Source organism: Candidatus Atribacteria bacterium, from assembly GCA_011056645.1.
Lineage (GTDB): Bacteria > Atribacterota > Phoenicimicrobiia > Phoenicimicrobiales > Phoenicimicrobiaceae > Sediminicultor > Sediminicultor quartus.
In genome coordinates this window covers 1-1,925 of the sequence record DSEL01000215.1, presented here as the reverse complement: position 1 = coordinate 1,925, position 1,925 = coordinate 1, and the positions used below count along the sequence as shown (strand labels likewise).

1 protein-coding gene is annotated in these 1,925 nt (G+C 31.6%); it reads right to left on the bottom strand.

Going from position 1 to position 1,925, the window contains the following annotated elements:
- On the bottom strand, positions 1–1,864 hold a 1,864-nt coding region (locus ENO17_09945; GenBank protein ID HER25352.1), incomplete at its 3' end, for a translation initiation factor IF-2.
- Positions 1,865–1,925: the final 61 nt, after the last annotated feature.

The following is a 1,925-nucleotide window of genomic DNA, read 5'->3' as shown; positions in this document are numbered from 1 at the left end:
CCTTAATATCATTAAATTTTTCTACACCGATTCCGCATTCAAAATTAGAACTAACTTGTTTTACATCGTCTTTGAACCTCTTTAATGAAGAGATTTTTCCTTCGTAAATTAATTTACCATCTCTAATAACTCTTATATTATCATTATTAGAAATTTTACCCTCTAATACATAACTTCCTGCAATAGTACCAATTTTGGGTATTTTAAATACTTCCCTAACTTCTGCTTGTCCGCAGATATATTCTTCGATTTTTGGTTTTAAGTAACCCTTTAAAGCAGATTTAATTTCATCTATAAGATCATATATAATCTTATATAATCTAATGTCTACCTTTTCGGATTTGGCTATTTTCTGTACACTTGTATCAGGGCGAATGTTAAAACCAATAATGATTGCTTTGGAAGCAGAGGCTAACATAACATCTGTTTCGGTAATGTTGCCTACACCTGCATGAATAATGTCAACTTTTACTTCTTCAGTTGCAATTTTTATCTTCTTTATTGCTTCCTGCAAAGCATCCAATGAACCTTGTGTATCAGTCTTTAAAATGATATTTAACTTATCTAACTTTCCTTCTTGCATCTCTAAAAACAAATTATCTAAAGAAAGTGAGGATTTTGCTGTAATTTTGCTTCTACCTTCATCTTCTCTTTCGTTAATTATAATTTTAACCAGTTTATCATCGGGTACTATCTGGAAGTAATCACCAGCTTGGGGCATTTTACAAAAACCTATAATTTCAACCGGAGTAGAAGGACCTGCTTTTTTAATGCTTTTTCCTTTATCGTCAATTAGGTTTCTAATTTTACCGTAGGATAATCCGGCAATGAAATAATCACCAACTTTTAACGATCCATCCTGAATTAACACTGATGCAATTATTCCTCTTTTCTTGTCTAATTTTGTTTCTATTATTAACCCTATTGCCGGAATATCAGGATTTGCCTTTAAATCTAACATTTCTGCTTGCAAGGAAATAGTTTCCAATAATTTTTCAATACCTTTACCTTGAAGGGCAGAAATCTCCACCATTAGAGTATCTCCTCCCCATTCTTCGGAAACTAAATCATATTTAGTTAATTCTTTTTTTACTTTTTCGACATTAGCATTGGTTTTATCTATTTTATTTATTGCTACTAAAATAGGCACATTTGCTGCTTTTGCATGATTTATTGCCTCGATAGTTTGAGGCATGACACCATCATCTGCCGCTATAACTAAAACTGCAATGTCAGTAGCTTTTACTCCTCGAGCTCTCATGGTAGTAAAAGCTTCATGCCCCGGGGTATCAATGAACACAATTTTTTTATGATCTATATTAATTTGATATGCTCCAATTCTTTGGGTAATTCCACCTACTTCTCCTTTGGTTACATCGGTCTTTCGAATAGTATCCAGAAGAGTAGTTTTACCATGATCAACATGTCCTATTACAGTAACTACAGGAGGCTTGGAAATTAAGTTGACAGCTTTATCCTTTTTTTGGAGGCTGCTTTTAGTTTTTAATTTTTCAGATAATTCTATCTCATAACCATATTCCTTGGCGATTTGTTTTAAGATATTTATCGGAACTTCTTTGTCGATCGAACTTATTGTTTCAAATTTTATAATTTTTTGTATAATCTCTGATAAAGAAATTTTTAATTGCGAAGAAAGTTCTTTTAAATTAGGAAGTTTGGTAATTTTAATCACTTTAAGTTTCTTCTTTTTTTCTTTTATCTGTTTTTCTTTTTCTGCTTCAATAACTTCCTTAATTAAATCAATAGTATCCTCATCTAAAGTGCTCATATGGTTTTTAACTTTAATTCCTTCTTTATTTAAAAACCCTATCAGTTCTTTAGCGGGAGCCTTATCTTTAAACATTTTTCTTACTTTTCCTATTTCGGATTTGAATTTAGGAGCGATTCTTTCTGCGGCATAGGTT